The sequence below is a fragment of the Ralstonia sp. AU12-08 genome (assembly GCF_000442475.1).
Classification (GTDB): domain Bacteria; phylum Pseudomonadota; class Gammaproteobacteria; order Burkholderiales; family Burkholderiaceae; genus Ralstonia; species Ralstonia insidiosa.
In genome coordinates, this window is sequence record NZ_ASZV01000007.1 from 258,777 (window position 1) to 279,734 (window position 20,958).

The following is a 20,958-nucleotide window of genomic DNA, read 5'->3' on the forward strand; positions in this document are numbered from 1 at the left end:
CCTTTATCAGGGGCGGCGTATGGGCGCCATGCCCTAAAGAAGTGGCAGGCACTGCCGTTGAGAAGAGAGACTTCCGCCGACGCAGACGTTCACCAGATTCGATCATGGCGACTACCACGACCTCTTCCACCACCAGCAACTACGTACCGCCGATCTCGATCCCCGGTATCGGGACGAGCATCGACGTCAACTCGCTGGTCACCAGCCTGATGAGCGTGGAAAGCCAGCCGCTGACTCAGTTGCAGACCCAGCAGAGCTCGTACCAGACGCAGCTCTCGGCCGTGGGTACGCTCAAGAGTTCGCTGTCGACCTTCCAGACTGCACTGTCGAACCTGACCAGCCTGTCGAACTACAGCGCCATGAAGGCGAGCGGCTACGACGCATCGGTGCTGAGCGCGTCGGTTTCCGGTTCGGCGCCGGCCAGCTCGTACGCTGTGAATGTGACGCAGCTTGCGCAGTCGCAAGTGCTGGCCGCGCAAGGGCAGACGTCCACTACGGCAGCCATTGGCAGCGGGTCGTCCACCACGATTTCGTTCTCGTTCGGCTCCGTGTCGGGCGGCAGCCTTTCCAACGGCAAGTACACCGGCGCCACGTTCACACAGAACGGCAGCCTGCCGGGCGGTTCGATCACGATCAACTCGTCCAACAACACACTGGCCGGCATTCGTGATGCCATCAACTCGGCCAACCTGGGCGTCTCGGCCAGCATCGTGGATGATGGCAGCGGCAACCCGTACCGCCTGGTGCTGACCTCCACGGCGGGCGGCTCCAGCTCGGAGATGAAGATTTCCGTGTCGGGCGACTCGACGCTGCAATCGCTGCTCTCGCAAGACCCGGCCGGCACGCAGAACCTGAACGAGGTGACCACGGGCCAGAACGCCCTGGCCACGGTCAACGGTATTGCGGTGCAAAGCCCGACCAACACGTTGTCCAACGTGGTGGATGGCACGTCGTTCACGCTGGCCAAGACGGGCAGCACCACCGTGACGGTGGCCAACGACCCGACCGCCACCACCACCGCCGTCACCAATTTCGTGAATGGCTACAACGCGCTGCGCACGCAACTGAACACGCTCACCAATATCGACACCAGCAACAAGGCCAACAACGGTCCGCTGGCTGGCGATGTGAGCACCAAGACGCTCATCAACCAGATTACCGACGTGCTGGGCCAGGCCGTCGGCAATGGCAACTACCAGTCGCTGGGCAGCGTTGGTGTGACGATGAATTCGGACGGCACGCTGGCGATCAACAACAGCACGCTGTCGGCCGCCATTGCCGCATCGCCCAGCCAGGTCGCCGGCCTGTTTGCGGGCACCGGCACGGCCACGGATTCGCTGGTCAACGTACCAACCTTCTCGAGCACCACGCAGTCGGGCAGCTATGCCGTCAGCGTCTCGCAACTGGCCAAGCAGGGCTCGATTACGGGTTCGGCCGCTGCCAATACGACCATCACGGCGGGCAGCAACGACACGCTGGCGTTCAACATCAGCGGTATCGCCGTCAACGTGACGATACCGGCGGGCAGCTACAGCGCTGCGGGCCTGGCCGCACAGGTCCAGAGCCAGATCAACGCATCGTCGAGCCTGCAGAACGCCAAGATCACCGCATCGGTGTCGGCCAATGCTGGTGGCGTGCTGAGCATTGCCGACAGCCAGTTCGGTTCGATCTCGTCAGTGTCGGTATCGGGCAATGGCGCTGCGTCGCTGCTGGGTGGCAGCCCCACTGCAGTGGTTGGCCAGGACGTGCAGGGCACCATCAACGGGGTGGCGGCCACGGGTTCGGGCCAGAACCTGTATGGCGCGACCGGCACGGCCGTCGATGGCCTGACCGTGCAGGTGACCGGCGGTGCGCTGGGCAGCCGCGGCACGGTGACAGTGCAGCGTGGCTATGCCGCACAGCTCAACACCGTCATGACCAACCTGCTGTCGACCAACGGCATGGTGCAGAACGAGACGGACTCGATCAACAGTTCGCTCACCTCGCTCGCCAGCCAGATCAGCAACATGCAACTGCAGTTGAGCAACAAGCAGGCCCTGTACTACACGCAGTTCAACGCGTTGTCTGCGGCGGTGGCCAGCATGACGAACACCAGTACCTACCTGACCACGCAGCTCGCGGCGATTGCGAACCAGACCAAGAGCAACTAAGTCCGGATTGAAGCAACACCCATAACAAGATCACACAGCGAGGACCTTTCTCATGTACGCAGCACGCCGCGCCATCGGTGCCTACGCGCAAGTCGGTATCGAGACGTCTGTGGTTGACGCTAACCCGCACCGGCTGATCGCCATGCTGTTCGATGGTGCACGCGCCGCTGTCAAGCTGGCTGCCGCCTCCATCGAGCGCGGCGACCTGCCCACCAAGCTGCGTGCCTTTGACAAGGCCATCTCGATCATCGGCCAGGGCCTGCAGGCCAGTCTCGACCACCAGCGTGGTGGCGAGATCGCTGCGCAGCTCAATAGTCTGTACGACTACATGCTGCGCCGTCTGCTGGTGGCCAACGGCACCAATGACCTGACGGTGCTTGCCGAGGTTGACGGTCTGTTGGCGTCGTTGCAGGAAGCCTGGCTTGCTATTGGCCAGCCGGGTGCTGCGGCGTCCAGCAACCACCTGAGTGTTGTGAGCTGACGCGGCTGGCCGCGCAGCAAAGCGATTTTTACGAATTGAATTCGGCCCAACTGGAGCCAACATGCACCGCAACATCCCGATCAAGGACAGCGAAAGTCTGTTCGTCTGCTACGAAGCCATCGCGCGCCTGACTGCCGAGATGGTCAATGCTGCTGAAGTGGGCAACTGGGAGATCGTCAGTACGCTGGAGAGCGAGAGCGCCGCCTATGTGGATGCGCTGCGCCGTTCTGAGCCGCATCCCACGCTGTCACGCGATGACATCGAGCGCAAACGTACGCTGCTCGTGCGCATTCTTGAAGATGACGCCCGCGTACGCGCGATGGTGTATCCGCGCCTGGATCGCCTGCAGAAGCGCATCGACACGGCACGCCGTGCCAACACTGCCAGCAACGCCTACGGCAGCATGGCACGCTACTGATCCACTATACGGATAGGGTCACTCAACCCTCGCGAGGCGCAGGCGCGCCTTGCATCTGCTTTGACAGCGCTAGGTATTGCTCGGATTTGCGGGCAAGCACGTTGGCCTGCATCTGATACACGGTAGCGAGTTGCTGGGCAGCCAGGAAGCTGCCTCGCCCGACAACGCTGCCGTCCATCCCCGCCTGATCGCCAATCTCCAGGCAACGGCAGAATGCCTGCTCCGCCAACGGCAGCCATTGCGTGTTGGCGTGCTCAGGATGTTTGACCGCCGCATCCACCAACACCAGGCCCAGCGCAAAGCACAGATCCGGAAAATCCGGCCATGCATGGATGCTGGCATCCGCATGGGCCATCGCTTCATTCAGTCGATCCGATTTGCCCAGGCTGTACAGATAGCGCAGCGCAAGGCCGCGCCGGTACGGTGCGTCTTGCGGCGCGAGGGCGAAAGCACGGGCGTAATAGTCCGTGGCCCGGGCGTAGTCTTCCTGATGCAGCTCGATTTCCTTGCCGAGTTGGAATAGCACGTAAGGATCGTCAGGCCGATGCTTGAGTTCGTCGAGCAGGAGTTGCGTATTGCGCTCGCCTTTCTTCTGCATCTTGGCGGCGGTATAGCCATCGTGCCGCAGCACGATGGAGAGGCGCTCCGCCGGCAGTGAAGACACCGGTTGTTCATGGATGCGGCCCACATAGCGCACGCCACGCGGCAGCAGGCGGGGGAGCCATGCAATCAACTGGCTGGTGGCGTCGGCCGCATCGGTATCGTTCTTGATGCAAAGGATGCCCAGCACCGGTTTGGCGTTGCTGAGGGCGCGCAGATGTTCACCACCGCTTTCCAGCCATTCATCTGCATCCAGGACGAGGTTCCAGTCCGCATTGGCGGCTTCCAGCGCGGCGTTGCGGGCTGCTGAAAAATCATTCTGCCAAGTCATCTGGCTGACATGCGCGCCGCATGCCTGGGCAATGGCGATGGTGTCGTCAGTGGAGCCGGTATCCAACACCACCATGCGGTCGACAAACGGTTTGGCGCTGAGCAGGCAGCGTTCGATGCAGGTGGCTTCATTGCGCGCGATGACAACCAGCGCGAGCTTGGTGGGAGTGGATTGCACGGTGTGTCGGAAAGATGAAGATTCGGGATGCGGCCTGGTCTGTCGATCAGGTGAGTGTGGCTAGCCGCGGTCATCGGCCGCAGCAAGCGCATTCAGCAGCTTGTGCAGCACTTCGCGCGTGGCGCTGATCTCGTCGGGCTCAAGCGGAATCTTGCACGTGAGCGCTTGCGGCACCTTGGTGGCGCGCTCCTTCAGGGCGCGGCCGGTCTCGGTCAGCTCGATGACAACGCGGCGCTGGTCGTCCTGATCGCGCGTGCGTGTGAGCAAGCCCTGTTCCTCCAGTCGCTTGAGCAACGGTGTGAGCGTGCCGGTATCCAGGTACAGCGTGCGTCCCAGATCGCCTACGGCGCACGGTGTCTGCTGCCAGCAGGCGAGCATCACGAGGTATTGCGGATAGGTCAGATCCAGCTCATCGAGCAGTGGGCGGTACAGGCGCGTCAGCAGATGGCCGGCGGCGTACAGAGGAAAACAGAGCTGCTGATCGAGCGCCAGCACGTCGTTCACGGAAGACTCCCGGGGACGGTCCTGGCGCCTGTGCGGCGCGTGCTGCACTGGCCTGAGCAGGCGCGGTGCGCATGACCGTATTCAATGGGGCATCCATATTGCCACGGACGGCATGCGAATAGTCGCGTTGTTGGGGGCCGTGACCGTCAGCGCGCTTGCGGTTGCTTAAACTCAGCCAAAGAACCCGTGCAAGTGGAGTGACGTCAGATAGACATGCTCATGATGCTCTGGTAGGCCGAGACCAGTTTGTTGCGCACCTGCACGGCGGTCTGCATGTCGATGTTGGCTTTTTGCAGCGAGAGCATCACGTCGTGCAGATCCACGTCGCTGTTGCCCATTTCGAAACTACGTGAGACGGACTCGGCCTTCTGCTGCGAGGCATCGACCCTGTCCAGCGACGACTTGAGCACCGAGCCAAAGTCGACACTGGGTTGCGTGGCGCTACCGCTGGCAGTGCTGCCGCCGACCGCGCTGGATGGTGCCAGCACGCTGTTCATCAGCGAGACCACGGAATTGGCGTTGGAGAAATCCATGCTGGGTTCAACTCAGGGAAATTTGGCGAGCGTTTCAAGTTCCGAAACGAAGCGGACTTCGCGGCCGGCCGGCACCGGAATGTCCATCGGGATCGGGGTCACGACGATGGTGTGCTGCGGAATGGCCGCATCGTTGTCGAGCACCAGGAACTCGGTCCCCGCAAAGTCCTGCGCGTGCGGGAAAATCTGCAGCGGCGCGCGGCGCAGGGTCGCGTACTTGGGCGGTTCGGGCTTGAACGGGTCGAGCTTGGTCAGGCATTCGAATGCGGCGTTGACGCGGTACAGGTCATACGATGCAGGCAGATCGGACGCCTCGCCAAGCGCGCGGACGCGGTTAGCGATGTAGTAGTTGTCGATCCAGTGACCGCCTTCATGCGTGCGCAGGCGCAGCGCCACCTTCATGCGTGCCAGGACGAACTGGTTGATGGCGTTCAGCCACTCCGGCCGTTCGTTGGCGGGCACAGTGTGTGAGAACTTGCCGAACAGGTATTCGAGGCCGCCGCGATACCGGTCCCATGCATGTTTGACTTCCTCGCTCCCCGCCTGGGTGCGAGTCTCATCGGCAAAGTAACGCGTGACTGACCGGTAGAACGGCGTCTTGCTGAAGTAGAGCGCGTATGACCCCAGCATTTCCGCCGCGTGCGCGAACGCCCAGAATGCATGCTCGGGCGCGCTGTAGTACAGCTTGTCGATGACTTCGCGGCGCGCCAGGTAGATCTCCGGGAAGATGTGGTGCGACAGGATCAGCGCCAGGAGCTTGGCGTAGTCGCGTTGCTCGATCAGGTAGTCGTCGTCCTGGCGGTAGAAGGGTGTGATGTCCTGCTGGGCGACGAGGTCGTGGATGAGCCAGGGCGCGAAGATGACACCGACAGCGGGGTTGCGCTCGAAGATGTCGAGATTGTTGTTGATCTCGGCAAGGATCGGCAGGTCGTCGTCGGCATGGTAGAGCACGTACTTGCCCTGCGCGCTGCGGTAGAGCTGGTTCATGTTCTCGGCGGACCCCAGGTTGGACGGGCGCCGGAAATACCGGATGTTCAGCTTGTCCTGATATTCGGCGACCACCTGTTCGGTGGTGTCGCTCGAGCAGTTGTCGCCGATCAGGAGCTCGTAGCTGTGTCGCAACTCGCCAATCTGCGCGGTCAGCTCCTTGAGCAGATTCTCCAGGTAGCGTGCCCGGTTGTAGGTCGGGATGCAGATGCTCAGCGTGATGGCATCAGCCGGCATCGTCTTGGTGGGTTCCATCTCAGGAGCCTATTCGTTGGGTCGGCTGGTCAGGCAACGCGCTTCAGATAGCCGTCCGGTGCGACGGTAATCAGGAGCTTGTGCTGGATGTCGGTGTCGATCACGAATTCCGGGTGGTCACGCAGGTAGGCATGCACGGCGGTCTTCGGGTTGTTGCCGACGCCCCACGGACGATCGTGGAACATCGCTTGCGGCATGTCTTCGACGGCGGTGTCGAACACTACGCAGTAGCTGCCCACGCTGGTGAGCGGCGCGTAAGCCTGCAGCTCGGCCAATACGTGGTCGTGGGTGTGGTTGGAGTCCAGCGCCACCAATACCCGCTGCTTGCCCGCGGCGATCTGCTTGACCTGCTCGATGACACCCGCATCGATACTGGAGCCTTGCAGCATCTGGATGCGTCGCGCCATCGGGTGTGCCTCGATCGCTTCGCGGTTGTGCTGGCGGATGTCGATGTCGATGCCCAGCACCTTGCCGTCGCCATGGCCGCTCTGGGCCAACAGTTCCAGCATCGACGCATAGAAGATCATCGAGCCACCGCGCGCGATGCCGGTTTCGATGATCAGATCCGGTTTCACTTCCCAGATCAGTTGCTGCATGGCCAGTACATCTTGCGGGCACTGGATGATGGGCACGCCCATCCACGTGAAGTTGTAGTGGTACTTGTGCGTGGTCACTTCACGCAGCCAGATGCGCGACAGCGCCTGCAGGTCTTTGTCCTGCCCCAGCGAGCGGATGTTCTGCTGGACTTCGCCTTGGAATTGTTCGATGTCATTCATGGGTAAATTCGCGCCAGTTGAGGGTCTGTGGGCTCAGGTATTGCTTGCCTGCCGGGCCGTGATTGGCAACCAGGTCCAGGCTGCTGACGAAGGGGGTGAATGCGCCGTGCAATTGTGTATACGGCCGCATGGCGTAATTCATGTAGGCAACGGTGATGCCGCGCTGCTCAAATTCAGCGTGGGCCAGATAGTTCTTGGCGCCATGCCCGGTGATGTAGGTGTCGCCTTGCAGCTTTTGCACGATAGCGAGCACGCGGTCGCTGTTGCGGCCAGGTACGGCCAGTTCAACGGAATCGCGCAGCTTGGGGTCCAGCGGAATGTCCAGATAACGGCAGACCGCCTGCATGGATGCCAACGCCAGTGCGCCCATGTTTGCGTACTCAGCCTCGTACACCGAGCGCACCAGCGCCAGCATGTCGCCGGCATAGGGGGCGGCTTCGTAAGCCTGCTCCAGCATGCGCAGATGCTGCGCGCGCCAGTCGACGTTCGTCGCAGGTTTGACTTCGTCAATGCGCGCGCCCAGGTGGAACTTCTCCAGCGGCACCGTCATCCAGCGCGTGCCGGTAGGCTCCTTGATCTGCACGCGGTTGGTGAAGCTGCCCTTGGAGAACTGCACGTCGGCGTAGTTGACGAGCACGTCCGCCAGCATGATCTGCTCAAGCAGACCGACCCAAGGGAACAGCATCGGTTGGGTAATGACGACGTTCATGGCGCCAGCATCCGCTCCATGAGAACAACGTCGTGCCAGCGGTTGTCTTGCAGGTAGTGCGCATGCAACGTGCCGACATGACGGAAATCGAGCTTCTCATACAGGGCGATGGCGCGTGTGTTCTCGGCCAGCACTTCCAGCGTGATCTTGCGCAGGCACAGTGTTTCGCTGGCATAGGAAAACGCTGCCTCGCACGCGGCACGCCCGTGGCCTTGGCCCTGGGCTGACGATGCCAGGCAGATGCCAAGCGAAGCGTGCCGGTTGACCGCATCGATTTGGTTCAACTGGAGATAGCCCAGCACGCTGTCATCGGCCTGGCTGGCAATGACGAACAGCACCACCTCGCTCTGCTTGGATTTTCCGATCAACCAGTCGCGCACGCTGGCCTCGGAGTTGGGCCGCGGGCGTGTCATCAACTGGAGCTGCATTGGCACATCGTTGCGCAGCGGCAGCAGTTGCGCAATGTCGCTCTCGCGCCACTCCCGAAGCAGAAGTTTGCCGCGCGCAATCATGGCTGGAACTGGAAGTAGTGGAAGCGGTTGGGAAACGCCGCTTCCACGGTGTGTTTGACCTCATCGGCAATGACCGGGTTGACGGCCAGATAGACCAGTTCGACTTCCGCTGGAATGTCGGCCAATGCAATCACCGGCTTGCCCGCCAATGACGAACCTTGCAGATAGGGATTCTGATCCACAAAGGCACGCAGCGCATGCGGGTGCTGCAGATGGTTGGCGGTGTAAGTGCCGTAGAAGCCTGCGCCATAGATCACCGCGGGGGCGTCCTGGTGGCGAGATTCAAAATCGCCCAGATGGCTTGCTGCCTGCTGCCAGAACCGGGCCAGTCGGTTGGCGGCCGCTACCGTGTCTGCCAGCGGCTGTGGCTCAACGGCGAACGGGGCGCGGTCCGGTGCTGCGGCGCGCATGGCTGTGACAACAAACGCCCCACGATGGCTGTGGTCATCGAGGTCAAGCAGATCGAACCCGTGGGTTGCAAGCAGGGCTTGCAGCGATGTGCGTGTGAAATGGTTCACGTGATCCGCCACCAGGAAGTCGGCGGTATTCGTGAACGTGTTCGGCACGATGGCGTAAAGCCGCCCGCCTTCGCGCAGCAGGCTACGGATCGTGCGCAACGCGGTTGTCAGGTCTGGAATGTGTTCGAGCGAAAAGAACGAGCTGACCACATCGAACGAGCCCTGCCATGCCGGCGGGATGGTGTACGTGGCCCAGTGTTCCGGGCTGACAAATTTCTCCCAGAAACCGACATAGCGGTCGCTGATGTCAAACAGGTGGACGTTGACGTCCGGCCGCTGCTGCAAGAGCCGCCGCATCGTGGCGCTCTTCGCGCAGCCGAAGTCGAGCACGCGCGCGCCTTCGGGCAACGCCAGCTTGCGCTGGAGGAGTGCCACCTGATGATCGGCACGGAAGATCTTCTCGCCGTGCTCGACCGCATAGATCTGGTCTTCCTCCTCGCTCTTGACGAGGATGTCGTACTCGGTGTCGTAGAAGCTGCCGTTGTCGCACAGCTCGACGGTCTGGATGTGGCCGCACGCCGCGCAGCAGAACACCTCAAGCGTGCCCTCCATCGACCGCTGCAATGAAGACAGCGAGCTTTGCGGGCCCGCGGTGTAGATCGGGGCTGCCAGCGGTGTCTGGCAAACGTTGCATGGTTGCGCACTCATGATGGGTTTTCCGCGCAAAGTTCGGGGTGGATGGTGCGGAAGTCGACACCGTTCGCATACGAGCCTTTCCAACCGTGCGCACGGCCAGTCGGCTCGCGGAAGTTGAAATAGCGGAACTGCATTGACCAGCGAGACCGATGGCTGGTGTTGTGTCCCGATGCGTGCAGCACCAGAAAATCGACCAGCACCAGATCGCCGGGCTTGGTCAGCGGCGATACATGCGGATAGCGCGCGAGATAGTCGGCCTCGTCCTTGAGCATGAGCGCGTAGGCGCCTTGCTTGCCGGCATTGTCTGGGTCTGCACTGCCGACCGGCAGCGGCCCTTCGCGGTGCGAACCGGGGCAGAACTCGACCGGACCGATCTCGGGGGTGATCTCCACCAGCGGGCTCCAGAACACCACGCCATCAAGGCTGCGCAGCTGCGCGGGGTATTCCTGATGCCAGTTGGCGCGAAACTTCTCTTCGCGTGGGTTATCGATGCGAATGCCGTAGCCGCCGCCGGCGATGCCGGGCAGTGCGTTGGGGCGCAGTTCCGATACCAATTGCTCATGGCGCGGGTCGGCCAGCAGGCGCACAAACGCGGGGATCTGCTTGACCGCGTCGTACACCTCGCCGCCGTGCGCCCGCTTGGCCTGGATCAGCGCCTGATACCCGTCGTCAAAGCACTCCGGTGCAAACGGCACGCGTGCGATGTCCAACCGGTACTTGTCGATGATCAGACCGATCACGTTATAGATGGCGCGTTGAATCGGCTCGATTTGTGCCTGTGTATAGAACCCGGGCACGATCAGCAGGCCATCACGCTGGAAGGTCTCGATTTGCTCCGGGCTCAGGAGGCCAGGCATGACAGCTTCTCCTGATGTTCGCGCACGAGATCGAGCACCACCTGCGACACGGTCTCGATGTTCTCGCTCGACATGTCGTGATACGACGGCAGGTTGATGGCGCGCTCCGCAATCGCGTAGCTGTTGGGTGTGTTGCCTGCCGGCTTACCAAAGAGCTCGGTCTGGCTGAGCGGGTAGAAGAACACGCGCGCATCAATGCCACGGCGCGAGAACGCTGCCAGCAGCCCGTCGCGCGTGATACCCAGCGACTCGTCAAACACAACCGTGGGCATCCAGTAGCTGTTCAGCGTGCCGGGGGCTTCCGGGTTGAGCGCAATGCCGCTGATGCCACCCAGGTGCCGCGCATATGCCGCGAAGATCTCGCGCTTGCGTGCGACCAGCGCATCGACACGCTCAAGCTGCGCGCAGCCGATGGCGGCCTGGATATTCGAAATCCGGTACTTGAAGCCAATGAAGTCAGACCAGAACTGCTTGCCGCCCGGCACGCGGCCGTGGTTGTTCAGCGTCATCACGCGGTCGTAAAGCGCACGGTCGTTCGTGACGAACATACCGCCTTCGCCCGTGGTCATGGTTTTGGTGCCGTGGAACGAGAACGTGCCGAAGATGCCTTGCGCGCCCGCGGCATGTTGACCCCAGCGCGAGCCGAGCGCTTCCGCTGCATCTTCGATCACGGGAATGTTGTGGCGCTGACTGATCGCCAATAGTTTGTCCATCTCGCACAGGTTGCCGTAGAGGTGCGTGGCAACGATGGCCTTTGTGCGCGGCGTGATGGCGGCTTCCACCAGCGCCGGGTCCACACACCAGGTGTCGGGCAGGATGTCGACAAACACGGGGGTGGCACCCACGTAGGTGATGGGCGAGGCGGTGGCAATCCAGTTGGTGTCCGCCAGGATCACCTCGTCGCCTGCGCCGATGCCCAGCGCCGCAAGCCCCATGTGCATGGCACCGGTGCAGCTCGACGTGGCAATGGCGTACTGCGTGCCGACAAACTTGGCGAACTGCTTTTCGAAGCGGTTGATATAGGCGTAGCACTGGTCGCCCCAGCCGTTGCGGGCGGCATCGGTGGCGTACTCGACTTCCAGCTCGGTGATTGACGGCTTGGAATACAGAATCTTCTGGGTCATGGCTGTTCCTGTGGTTCAGGCGTCAGTGGCTGCGCAGGGCCGGCAGGTCAATCCCCGTGAACGCGTTGGTCAGCGGCGGATGGGCGCGGTCCCGGTCGGAGCATTCGGTCATGGCGAGTGGCCAGGCAATGCCCAGCCGGCCGTCGTTCGGGTTGAGGCCGTCTTCTGCGGCTTGCGCGTACGGCGTCGAGGTCAGGTACAGCAGCTCGCAATCGTCTTCAAGCGTCTGGAAGCCGTGGGCAAACCCCTTGGGCACCAGCAGGCTGTTGTGCCGCTCGGCGGACAGTTCCACGGCGTGCCACTGCAGGAAGGTGGGCGAACCCGCGCGCAGGTCGACGGCCACGTCGAACACGCGGCCACGCACGCAGCTCACCAGCTTGATCTCGGCATGCGGCGGGTATTGGAAGTGCAGCCCACGCACCGTGCCGCGCTTGGCGGAGTAGGAGTGGTTCATCTGCGCGACCGGGCTGTCGAAGCCGGCATCGGCAAGTTCTTCTGCGCAGAAGAAGCGGGTGAAGTAGCCGCGGTGGTCGCCGATGATTTTTCGGTCGATTTCAACCACGCCGGCCAGCGGCGTCGGCGCGATGGTGAAGCGGCTCATGCGGCGCTCCTGGATGTGGCAGTCGATGCGGCGGCGGTGAAGCGGTCGATCTGTTGGTCACACAGCGCGCGTGCATCTGCGGTCTTGTCATGCAGTTGGCGGTACCAGGCGGCGGTGTGCTCCAGCGCGGTCTCAAACGACCACGCTGGATGCCAGCCGAGTTGCTGGCGTGCCCGGCTGGCATCCAGATGCAGCATGCCAGCCTCGTGCTTGCCCGTGGTGGCGTTGGCATCCAACTGCCAGATCAGCGCGGGCCAATGTTGTTGCAAGCCTTGCAGCACCTGCTCGACGGTGCGCGTGGCGGCGCTGTCCGGGCCGAAATTCCAGGCGGTGGCGCAGGAGGCGTCGCCCGCCAGCAGGCGTTGCGCGAGCACCAGATAGCCGTGCAGGCAATCCAGCACGTGCTGCCACGGCCGCGTGGCGTGCGGTGATCGGATGACCAGCGGCGTACCGGCACGCATGGCGCGCTCGGCATCGGGAATGAGCCGGTCTTCCGACCAGTCGCCACCGCCAATGACGTTGCCTGCGCGGCCGGTAGCCAGCAGCGGGCCGTTGGCGAAGAACGCGCGCCGGTAGCTCGCGGCCACGAGTTCTGCACAAGCCTTGGAGGCGCTGTAAGGGTCATGGCCGCCGAGCGCGTCGGTCTCCCGGTAGCCCCAGGCCCACTCGCGGTTGTCGTAGCACTTGTCGGTGGTGGCCACCACGATGGCCGACAGGTTCGTGCAGCCGCGCGCGGCTTCCAGCACGTTCACCGTGCCCATCACGTTGGTGGCGTAGGTGGCGACAGGGTCTTTGTACGACGCGCGCACCAGCGGTTGCGCTGCGAGATGAAAGACGATGTCCGGTCGTGCTGCGATCATGGCGCTACGCAAGGCATCCGCATCACGGATGTCGCCCAGCGTATGACCGGCCAGTGCGGATTCCACGTCAGCAGACGTGAACAGATTCGGCGTCGTCTCCGGTGCCAGGCTGTAGCCGTACACCTCGGCACCAAGCTGGCGCAGCCACAGCGCCAGCCAGCTTCCCTTGAACCCGGTGTGCCCGGTCAGGAAGACGCGCTTGCCGGCCCAGGCAGCGGGGTGAAGCGTCACCACTTTTTCCACGGTGCACTCCCCGATTGCCACAGGGCTTCGAGACTGTTCTTGTCGCGCAGCGTGTCCATCGGCTGCCAGAAGCCCTGGTGCTCGAACGTGTTCAACTCGCCCATCTCGGCCAGGCGATTCATCGGCTCGCCTTCCCAGTGGGTGTCTTCGCCTGCGATGTATTCGATGACGGCCGGGTTCAACACAAAGAAGCCGCCGTTGATCCAGGTGCCGCCGTCACCCGGCGGTTTCTCCGTGAAGCCGGTCACACGGCTGCCGTCGCGTTGGAGCATGCCGTAGCGGCCCGGCGGCTGCACGGCCGTCACGGTGGCCATCTTGCCGTGCGCGCGGTGGAAGGCGATCTTGCTGGTGATATCGACGTCGGACACACCATCGCCGTAGGTAAAGCAGAAGGGCTCATTCGGATCGAGATACGCGGCAACACGCTTTAGGCGCCCGCCGGTCATGGAATGCTCGCCAGTATCGACCAGTGTGATGCGCCAGGGCTCGGCGTGGCGCTCGTGCACGGTCACTTCGTTCTTGGACATGTCGAACGTCACGTCCGACATGTGCAGGAAGTAGTTGGCGAAGTATTCCTTGATCACGTAGCCCTTGTAACCCAGGCAGATGATGAAATCGTTGATGCCGTGGGCTGCGTAGATCTTCATGATGTGCCACAGGATCGGGCGGCCACCAATCTCGATCATGGGCTTGGGCTTGAGGTGCGACTCTTCGCTGATGCGTGTGCCCAGGCCGCCGGCAAGAATGACTGTTTTCATGGTTCAGTGCTCGCTTATGCGCCTGCTTGTGCGTCCATTCATGCGGCAACCGGCGTGGCTGCGGATGCGATGTTCTCCTGCATCTGCCGGGCGAGATTGGAAAAATGGTTGGCCTTGATGGCCAGTGTGTCAGCTTGGGCGCGGTAGGTCAGCGCCAAATACTTGGCAGCGGCAAAGCTGCCGCGCCCGAACACGGCGGCGTCCAGTTTGGGCTGCTCGCCAATCTCCAGGCACTTCAAAAAAGCGGACTCCGCCATCGGCAGCCACTGCTTCTCGGCCTGCGCGGCGTCTTGCGCGGCGGCTTCAAACATCAGGTGGCCAAGCATGTAGAAGTAATCGGGCGAGTTCGCCCACTCTTCCATCCACTCACCAGCCAGGGTGATGGCCGCGTCCAGTTGCTTGGATTTGGACAGACACGCCAGCAGGCAGATGCACAGGTCATGCCGATACGGCGCCGTCTTGGGCGCCGTCGTCAGCGCGTGCTGGTAATGCGCGGCGGCCTGTGCGGGGTCTTTCAGGTTGATCTCGAAGTCTTTGCCGAGTTGGTAGAGGACGTACGGGTCATCAGGGTGCTCTGCCAGTTCTTGTTGCAGCAGGGCGTGATTGCGTCCGCGTTTCTGGTCCAGCTTGGCGTTCATGTAGCCGTCGTGGCCGATCACCAGCGGCAGGCGCACGCGCTGCAGGTTGGCCGCAGTGGACGTACTGGCGACGGGCTGCTCGTGGATGCGGCCCTTGTAGCGCACGCCGCGCGGCAGCAGGCGGGCAATCCAGCTGTTGGAGTGCTCCACGTGGCCCGAGATGTCGTACTCGCTGCGGATGCACACCACGCCCAACAGCGGGCCGAAGGTGCAGGCGTCGCGCAGCTCTTCCGTGCCGCCCGCGATCCACTCGTCCGCGTCCAGCACGAGGTTCCAATCGGCGTTGGCGGCGGCCAGGGCGGCGTTGCGGGCGGCCGAGAAGTCGTCCACCCAGGTGAAATGGTGGACCTGCGCACCGCATGCCTGGGCAATCGCCACGGTGTCGTCGGTGGAGCCAGTGTCGAGCACGATCATGCGGTCGACATGCGGCTTGGCGCTCAGCAGGCAGCGCTCGATGCAGGCGGCCTCATTGCGGGCGATGACCACCAACGCAATCTCGGACCGGTTGGATCCTGTGCGGCGGTGTTTGGCGTGTTTGGACATGCGGACTCCCAACGGCAGCTGCCAGTTGGTGCAGACAAAAATAAAGATCCGGCGCGTGTGGCGTCAGATCGACATGCTCATGATGCTTTGGTAGGCCGAGACCAGCTTGTTGCGCACCTGCACGGCAGTCTGCATGTCGATGTTGGCCTTCTGCAGCGAGAGCATCACGTCGTGCAGATCCACGTCGCTGTTACCCATTTCGAAACTACGTGAGACGGACTCGGCCTTCTGCTGCGAGGCGTCGACCCTGTCCAGCGACGACTTGAGCACGGAGCCGAAGTCGACGCTGACTTTGGCGCCGTCGCCGTCCGCGGCCGAGCCACTACCGATCCCGCCGACCTTGCCCGACGGGGCCAGCACGCTGTTCATCAGCGACACCACCGAGTTGGCGTTCGTAATATCCATGTGAAGAGGACTCCTCTTTTGTTGCGTCTCTTGCATGTGGCGCCGGTTGTTGGCCGGCGAATAGCGAACTTCGGGCCGCTATGGCGCCACGGTGATGCAAAGGTAGCCGCCCGCCAGCCGTTCCCAAGCGCCCAAAAGAGCGGGAAAAGGCCCTCTTCTTGGCAATTTGCTTGCGCACCCCCTGCCGATAATGGCAACCACGGAGCTTTGCCCGTTTTGTAGGTTTCTCGGGGTTTAGTTGCTCCGGCAACGCAGTCAGTCAGGAGATTTGGGATGCCAACGACAGCCGATTCGGTTGCTGTCGCCGACACGCTCGGTACGGTCGATATGCCGGCGGTAGGCCAAGGTGCGATGACGCGCCAGAACGGGGGGGCATTGGGCTCTCTGGGCCCGCTCGGCCGTTTGTCTCCGCGACTGCTAATGATGATCGGCGGCGCCGCGCTGGTGGCCGTGATTGCTGCCGCCATGCTGTGGAGCCGCGCCCCTGACTACCGCGTGCTGTTCAGCAACGTCAGCGACAGCGACGGTGGCGCCATCATTGCTGCCCTGCAGCAGATGAACGTGCCGTACCGCTTTGCCAATGGCGGCACGGCCATCATGGTGCCCGAGGCCAATGTGCACGAGACGCGCCTGAAGCTGGCGTCGCAAGGGCTGCCCAAGGGCGGCCTGGCCGGCTTTGAGCTGATGGAAAACCAGAAATTCGGCACCAGCCAGTTTGCCGAGCAGGTCAATTACCAGCGCGCGCTGGAGGGCGAGCTGGCCCGCACCATCCAGGCCATGCAAGAGGTGCAGTCCGCCCGCGTGCACCTGGCGCTGTCCAAGCCGTCGGTGTTCGTGCGCGAGCAGGCCAAACCCAGCGCCTCGGTGCTGCTGACGCTGTTTCCGGGCCGCATGCTGGATCGCTCGCAGGTCCAGGCCATCGGCCATCTCGTTTCCAGCAGCGTGCCGAACCTGCCGCTGGCCAACGTGACGGTGGTCGACCAGTCCGGCCGCCTGCTGTCGACCGCATTCCAGGACAACGCCTCGGGCCTGGACCCGACGCAGCTGAACTATGTGCGCGAGATCGAGCAGGGCTACATCAAGCGTATTGAGGCCATCCTCGGCCCCGTGGTGGGCGACGACAACGTGCGTGCCCAGGTGACGGCCGACGTTGATCTGGACAATACCGAACAGATGGCCGAGACGTATCGTCCGAACCAGGACCCGGCCAACGCTGCCGTGCGCAGCACGCATACCGCTGAAGCCACGCAAAACAAGGCCGACGCTCAGGGCGGCGTGCCGGGCGCACTGTCCAACCAGCCGCCGACCGCGCCGCGCATGCTGCCGACCGCACCGGCGCCGGCATCGCAACCGGCCGCCACGGGCCCGAATGGTCAGCCGCAACAACCAGCCGCTACAGCCAACACGAGCGGCACCGCGACCAGCGGCAACTCGTCGAGCACCCGCGACACCACCACCAACTACGAAGTCGATAAGACCGTGCGCCGCACTCGCGCCGCGGTGGGCACCGTGCGCCGCCTGTCGGTGGCCGTGGTGGTCAACTACCGCGCCGACGGCAAGGCCTGGAAGCCGCTGTCTGACGCCGATATGACCAAGCTCAACGCGCTGGTCAAGGATGCCGTGGGTTTTGACGCCAAGCGTGGCGACTCCGTGAACGTGGTCAACAGCCAGTTCTCGGGCACGCTGCCGGTGGCCAAGGACGACCTGCCGCTGTGGAAGCAGCCGGACATGATCCAGTACGCCATCCAAGGGGCGAAGTACCTGGCGCTGGCGATCGGCTTCCTGATCCTGGTGTTTGGGGTGATCCGCCCGGCGATCCGCTCGATGGGCAAGAAACCCGAGCCTGCCACGCCCACCTTCGTGGGCCGTGAAGGCGAAGACCCGAACGCCCCGATCATCACTGGCGCTGCGGCTCCGGCCGGGCCCGGGCTGGAAGGCCCGACCTCCACCGACGTTGCCAGCGAAGAACTGCCGGACGCCCTGCCGCAGCTCAAGAACAACGATTTCGACAAGAAACTGGAAACCATGCGCCGCGTGGCCCAGCAGAACCCGCGCGCCGTCGCGGCCGTCATCAAGCAATGGGTGAATAACGAATGAGCGCCGAAGGACTCCAACGCAGCGCCATCCTGATGATGTCGCTGGGCGAAAGCGAAGCCGCCGAAGTGCTCAAGCACCTGGGCCCGCGCGAAGTGCAGAAGCTGGGCGCCACGATGGCGGCGCTGAAGAACGTCTCGCGCGAGCGCGTGCTCGACGCCTTTGACGCCTTCTTTGTCGAAGCCGAAGACCTGCCGCTGGATGTGGACTCCAACGAGTACATCCGCACGGTCTTCCGCAAGGCACTCGGCGACGACCGCGCCGCCAACATCATCGACAGGATCCTCTCGGGCGGCGACACCAGCGGCATTGAAGGCCTGAAGTGGATGGATGCATCGTCGGTGGCGGAACTGATCCGCAACGAGCACCCGCAGATCATTGCCACCATCCTCGTGCACCTGGATCGCGACCAGGCTTCGGAAATCCTGACCTACTTCAGCGAGCGCCTGCGCAATGACACCATCCTGCGTATCGCCACGCTCGATGGCATTCAGCCCAGCGCACTGCGTGAGCTGAACGACGTGCTGACCAAGCTGCTGCAGGGCAACGACCACCGCAAGAAGAACGCGATGGGCGGCGTGCTCACGGCGGCAGAGATTCTCAACCTGGTGCCGAGCGCCGTGGAATCCGCTGTCATCGAAGGCGTGCGCTCGCGCGACCCGGAACTGGCCGACGCCATCGTCGAGAAGATGTTCGTGTTCGACAACCTGATCGACCTGGATGGCCGCGCCCTGCAAACGCTGCTGCGCGAAGTCAGCCAGGAAGTGCTGGTGGTGGCGCTCAAGGGTGCCAAGCAGGAATTCCGCGACAAGGTGTTCGCCAACATGTCGCAGCGTGCCGGCACGATGCTCAAGGAAGAGCTGGAGGTTCTGGGCCCGGTCAAGGTGTCGGAAGTCGAAGCGCAGCAGAAGGAAATCCTGATGATCGCGCGCCGTCTGGCCGACGAGGGCGAGATCAGCATCGGCCGCAAGGCAGAGGACGCGTATGTCTGATCGCGCGCGCTTGGCCGCCTTGTTCGTGATGGAGCGCTGACATGCCGCGCCCGCCGATCATTCCGCGCGATACGCTGGTCGAATACCAGCCGTGGGAGCCGACCGACTTCGAGCGTGAGGCCGCGCAGGCCGCCGCTGAGGCCGCACCGCCGCCCCCGCCGCCGGAAGCCGAACCCGAAGAGCCGCCGATGTCCGAAGAGGAATGGCAGGCGATGCTGGATGCCGAACTGGCCACTGCCCGCGACGAAGGCCGTCGCGATGGGTTTGCCCAAGGCTTCCAGGATGGTTTCGAGCAAGGTCGTCGCCAGGGCGAGGAAGACTCCAAGCAGATCGCCGCGCTGATGCAATCCGTGCGCGAAGCGATCGATCAACTGAACGGCAACGTTGCTGATGAGCTGGTGGACTTGGCACTGCAGCTCGCACAACAGTTTTTGCGTGGTGCGTTGCATGCGCAGCCCGAGCGTGTGTTGCCGCTCATCCGCGAGGTACTGGGCGATGCGCCCACTGCACCGGCACCCGCCATGCTGCGCGTGCACGCCGAGGATGCCGAGCTGATCCGCCAGATGCTGGGTGCCGAGCTGGCCGCCGCCGGTTGGACCATCATCGTTGACGCCGCCATCGAGCGCGGCGGCTGCCGTGTGCAAACCCGTTTTGGTGAGACTGATGCCACGCTGCAGACCCGCTGGGCAGAACTGACCCGCGCGCTGGGCCGCGATACCGCATGGATCGCCAGCGAGCGCTCTGAAGCTGAACGCGTGGCCGGAGGGGCGCTCCATGTCGCCTGAGACCGTGCAAACGGCCGGCCAATCTGCCGCCAACAACCCCAACGTGCGCGTGTGGCAGGCGCACCTGCGCCAGACTGCGCAGCGTGCCCGCCTGGCCCGCCCGGTGGTGACGTGCGGCAAGCTCACCCGCGTGGCCGGTCTGGTCATGGAGGCCGTGGGTCTCAAGCTGCCCGTGGGCAGCGCCTGCCGTGTGGAATTGCCGAACGGGAGCGGGGCAGCCCGCTACGTGTTGGCCGAAGTGGTGGGCTTTGCCGAAGAGCGCGCCTTCCTGATGCCGCAGACGGATCTGGTGGGCGTGGTGCCCGGTGCGCGCGTGTTCCCGCTGGAGCCGCAGCACGTGCCGACCGACGCGGCTGACCCGACCATCGCGCACAGCAAGTTTCTGCCTGTGGGCCCGCGCCTGCTGGGCCGCGTGGTGGATGCCAACGGCGAGCCGCTGGATGGCAAGGGGCCGCTGGGCCCGCAAGAAGACCTGGCCTGGGGCACGCTGGCCCCGGCACCGTTGAACCCGCTCAAGCGCAAGCCGATCGAGCACGTGCTCGATGTGGGCGTGCGCGCCATCAATGGCTTGCTGACCGTGGGCCAAGGCCAGCGCCTGGGCCTGTTTGCCGGCTCTGGCGTCGGTAAGAGCGTGCTGCTGGGCATGATGGCCCGCTACACGCAGGCCGACGTGGTGGTGGTCGGCCTGATCGGCGAGCGCGGCCGTGAAGTGAAGGAATTCGTTGACGAGATCCTCGGTGAGGATGGTCTCGCCCGCTCGGCCGTGGTGGCCGCGCCGGCTGACAACTCGCCGCTCATGCGTCTGCAGGGCGCCGCTTACGCCCACACCATTGCCGAGTACTTCCGCGACCGCGGCTGCAATGTACTGCTGATCGTTGATTCGCTCACGCGCTATGCGATGGCGCAGCGCGAGATCGCCCTGGCCATCGGCGAGCCACCGGCCACCAAGGGCTATCCGCCCTCGGCATTTGCCAAGCTGCCGGCGCTGGTGGAGCGTGCCGGCAACGGCATGGTGGATGCCAGCGGCCGCGGCGGCTCGATTACCGCGTTCTACACGGTGCTGGCTGAAGGCGATGATCAGCAAGACCCGATTGCCGACGCCGCGCGCGCGATTCTGGACGGCCACTTTGTGCTCTCGCGCAAGCTGGCCGAGCAGGGGCATTACCCGGCCATCGACATTGAGCAGTCGATCAGCCGCGTGATGTCGGCCATCGTGCCGCGCGAGCAGCTCGATACCGCCCGCCGCTTCAAGCAGTTGTACGCCCGCTACCAGCGCAACCGCGACCTGATTGCCGTGGGTGCCTATGCACGCGGCAGCGACCCGATGACCGACCAGGCCATCGCCCGCTACCCCGACATGGAGGCGTTTCTGCAGCAAGGCATGTTTGAGAACGAAAGCCGTGAGCACACGCTGGAGAAGATGAACGCGGTGCTTGCTTGACAGTGTGAAGACGTAAGCCTGACAAAAGCC

The 20,958-nt window shown here is 63.5% G+C and carries 22 protein-coding genes; 7 read left to right on the forward strand and 15 right to left on the reverse strand.

Annotated elements, in window-relative coordinates:
* Positions 1–104: 104 nt before the first annotated feature.
* From fliD to C404_RS35530, 3 genes are all read left to right on the forward strand, one after another.
* On the forward strand, positions 105–2,150 hold the full coding sequence (gene fliD / locus C404_RS35520; RefSeq protein WP_021193488.1) for a flagellar filament capping protein FliD: 2,046 nt from the start codon (positions 105–107) through the stop codon (positions 2,148–2,150).
* Positions 2,151–2,202: 52 nt separating this feature from the next.
* Positions 2,203–2,631: a flagellar export chaperone FliS gene (gene fliS, locus C404_RS35525; RefSeq protein ID WP_021193489.1), complete on the forward strand. Its 429-nt coding sequence runs from the start codon at positions 2,203–2,205 to the stop codon at positions 2,629–2,631.
* Positions 2,632–2,692: 61 nt separating this feature from the next.
* The gene (locus tag C404_RS35530) at positions 2,693–3,049 is read left to right on the forward strand and encodes a flagellar protein FliT (RefSeq protein ID WP_021193490.1); all 357 of its coding nucleotides are present in this window, start codon (positions 2,693–2,695) and stop codon (positions 3,047–3,049) included.
* A gap of 22 nt (positions 3,050–3,071) precedes the next feature.
* On the opposite strand, the gene C404_RS35535 is transcribed toward C404_RS35530, so the two are convergent.
* The 15 genes from C404_RS35535 to fliE (C404_RS35605) all read right to left on the reverse strand — a co-directional run bounded on the left by C404_RS35535 (position 3,072) and on the right by fliE (C404_RS35605) (position 15,616).
* Positions 3,072–4,157, reverse strand: a complete 1,086-nt coding sequence (locus C404_RS35535; RefSeq protein WP_021193491.1) for a glycosyltransferase family 2 protein — start codon at positions 4,155–4,157, stop codon at positions 3,072–3,074.
* 60 nt (positions 4,158–4,217) lie between these two features.
* Positions 4,218–4,661, reverse strand: coding sequence for a MarR family winged helix-turn-helix transcriptional regulator (locus C404_RS35540; RefSeq protein ID WP_021193492.1), 444 nt, complete (start codon positions 4,659–4,661; stop codon positions 4,218–4,220).
* 203 nt (positions 4,662–4,864) lie between these two features.
* Positions 4,865–5,194: a flagellar hook-basal body complex protein FliE gene (gene fliE, locus C404_RS35545; RefSeq protein ID WP_021193493.1), complete on the reverse strand. Its 330-nt coding sequence runs from the start codon at positions 5,192–5,194 to the stop codon at positions 4,865–4,867.
* 12 nt (positions 5,195–5,206) lie between these two features.
* Positions 5,207–6,436: a glycosyltransferase family 2 protein gene (locus C404_RS35550; protein ID WP_021193494.1), complete on the reverse strand. Its 1,230-nt coding sequence runs from the start codon at positions 6,434–6,436 to the stop codon at positions 5,207–5,209.
* Positions 6,437–6,465: 29 nt separating this feature from the next.
* A complete protein-coding gene (locus C404_RS35555; RefSeq protein WP_021193495.1) occupies positions 6,466–7,212 on the reverse strand; it encodes a cephalosporin hydroxylase family protein in 747 nt (248 codons plus the stop codon).
* On the reverse strand, positions 7,205–7,921 hold the full coding sequence (locus C404_RS35560) for a WbqC family protein (RefSeq protein WP_021193496.1): 717 nt from the start codon (positions 7,919–7,921) through the stop codon (positions 7,205–7,207). The genes C404_RS35555 and C404_RS35560 overlap by 8 nt, the downstream gene beginning before the upstream one ends.
* The gene (locus C404_RS35565) at positions 7,918–8,433 is read right to left on the reverse strand and encodes a GNAT family N-acetyltransferase (RefSeq protein WP_021193497.1); all 516 of its coding nucleotides are present in this window, start codon (positions 8,431–8,433) and stop codon (positions 7,918–7,920) included. The genes C404_RS35560 and C404_RS35565 overlap by 4 nt, the downstream gene beginning before the upstream one ends.
* Positions 8,430–9,599 (reverse strand): class I SAM-dependent methyltransferase, encoded by a 1,170-nt coding sequence (locus C404_RS35570; RefSeq protein ID WP_021193498.1) that lies wholly within the window; start codon positions 9,597–9,599, stop codon positions 8,430–8,432. Before C404_RS35570 ends, C404_RS35565 begins: the two co-directional genes overlap by 4 nt.
* A complete protein-coding gene (locus C404_RS35575; protein WP_021193499.1) occupies positions 9,596–10,444 on the reverse strand; it encodes a phytanoyl-CoA dioxygenase family protein in 849 nt (282 codons plus the stop codon). The genes C404_RS35570 and C404_RS35575 overlap by 4 nt, the downstream gene beginning before the upstream one ends.
* Entirely contained in the window at positions 10,429–11,568 is a 1,140-nt protein-coding gene (locus C404_RS35580) for a DegT/DnrJ/EryC1/StrS family aminotransferase (RefSeq protein WP_021193500.1), read from the reverse strand. Before C404_RS35580 ends, C404_RS35575 begins: the two co-directional genes overlap by 16 nt.
* Before the next feature lie 22 nt (positions 11,569–11,590).
* A complete protein-coding gene (gene rfbC, locus C404_RS35585; protein WP_021193501.1) occupies positions 11,591–12,169 on the reverse strand; it encodes a dTDP-4-dehydrorhamnose 3,5-epimerase in 579 nt (192 codons plus the stop codon).
* The gene (gene rfbG, locus C404_RS35590) at positions 12,166–13,272 is read right to left on the reverse strand and encodes a CDP-glucose 4,6-dehydratase (protein WP_031328892.1); all 1,107 of its coding nucleotides are present in this window, start codon (positions 13,270–13,272) and stop codon (positions 12,166–12,168) included. Before rfbG ends, rfbC begins: the two co-directional genes overlap by 4 nt.
* Positions 13,257–14,030, reverse strand: a complete 774-nt coding sequence (rfbF, locus tag C404_RS35595) for a glucose-1-phosphate cytidylyltransferase (RefSeq protein ID WP_021193503.1) — start codon at positions 14,028–14,030, stop codon at positions 13,257–13,259. Before rfbF ends, rfbG begins: the two co-directional genes overlap by 16 nt.
* Positions 14,031–14,068: 38 nt before the next feature.
* Positions 14,069–15,211, reverse strand: a complete 1,143-nt coding sequence (locus C404_RS35600; RefSeq protein ID WP_021193504.1) for a glycosyltransferase family 2 protein — start codon at positions 15,209–15,211, stop codon at positions 14,069–14,071.
* 63 nt (positions 15,212–15,274) lie between these two features.
* Entirely contained in the window at positions 15,275–15,616 is a 342-nt protein-coding gene (fliE, locus tag C404_RS35605; protein WP_021193505.1) for a flagellar hook-basal body complex protein FliE, read from the reverse strand.
* Between the two features lie 273 nt (positions 15,617–15,889).
* Here fliE (C404_RS35605) and fliF point away from each other — a divergent pair, with 273 nt between their 5' ends.
* Genes fliF through fliI form a run of 4 tightly spaced genes read left to right on the forward strand, consistent with a single transcriptional unit; the run spans position 15,890 to position 20,928 of the window.
* Entirely contained in the window at positions 15,890–17,713 is a 1,824-nt protein-coding gene (gene fliF, locus C404_RS35610) for a flagellar basal-body MS-ring/collar protein FliF (protein ID WP_021193506.1), read from the forward strand.
* Positions 17,710–18,702 carry a flagellar motor switch protein FliG gene (gene fliG, locus C404_RS35615; protein WP_021193507.1) on the forward strand — a complete coding sequence of 331 codons (993 nt, stop codon included), beginning with the start codon at positions 17,710–17,712 and terminating at the stop codon, positions 18,700–18,702. Before fliF ends, fliG begins: the two co-directional genes overlap by 4 nt.
* A gap of 41 nt (positions 18,703–18,743) precedes the next feature.
* Positions 18,744–19,487, forward strand: a complete 744-nt coding sequence (gene fliH, locus C404_RS35620; RefSeq protein WP_021193508.1) for a flagellar assembly protein FliH — start codon at positions 18,744–18,746, stop codon at positions 19,485–19,487.
* Positions 19,477–20,928, forward strand: coding sequence for a flagellar protein export ATPase FliI (gene fliI, locus C404_RS35625; protein WP_021193509.1), 1,452 nt, complete (start codon positions 19,477–19,479; stop codon positions 20,926–20,928). Before fliH ends, fliI begins: the two co-directional genes overlap by 11 nt.
* Positions 20,929–20,958: the final 30 nt, after the last annotated feature.